Here is a 453-nt window from a genome sequence, read left to right as displayed (position 1 = left end):
CGTCAGATGATGATAAAAGACAGCTCGCAAACTGCATTTTTTGTATATGCTAAAATTTCATCTAAATCATTTTGCTCCACGTCACTAAACTCGCCAAGGAAAAAATTTTTAGCATCGCCGTCATGTCCGATACCAACACGCACTCTTTCATAGTCGTTGCCTATTAGATTATCGATCGATTTTATGCCGTTATGCCCGCCGCTACTGCCGCCTTTTTTAAATTTAACCGCGCCAAAACTAAGGTCTAGATCGTCGTGGATGACGATGATCCTATCTGGTTTATAAAAGTCTTTTACAGCCTTTACGCTTTGACCTGAGAGGTTCATAAAGGTTGTTGGTTTTAGCAAGATAATGTCGTTAAATTTAAAAACTTCGCCTTGAAATTTGGCTGAGCTAACATCTTTGAAATTTGAGTCTTTTAGGAGGTCTATAAGCATAAAGCCTATGTTGTGT

Annotated in this window: 1 protein-coding gene; it reads right to left on the bottom strand. The window is 38.6% G+C overall.

Annotation, left to right across the window (positions count from 1 at the left end; translation table 11 throughout):
* Positions 1-2: 2 nt before the first annotated feature.
* Positions 3-453 (bottom strand): aminoacyl-tRNA hydrolase (gene pth / locus CYP05_RS02630; RefSeq protein WP_219809353.1); only part of this gene is annotated, 451 nt, incomplete at its 5' end.

It is taken from the genome of Campylobacter concisus (assembly GCF_002913545.1).
Classification (GTDB): domain Bacteria; phylum Campylobacterota; class Campylobacteria; order Campylobacterales; family Campylobacteraceae; genus Campylobacter_A; species Campylobacter_A concisus_AV.
Note: the sequence above shows the minus strand (reverse complement) of the source record. Positions and strands in the feature narration are given on the sequence as shown.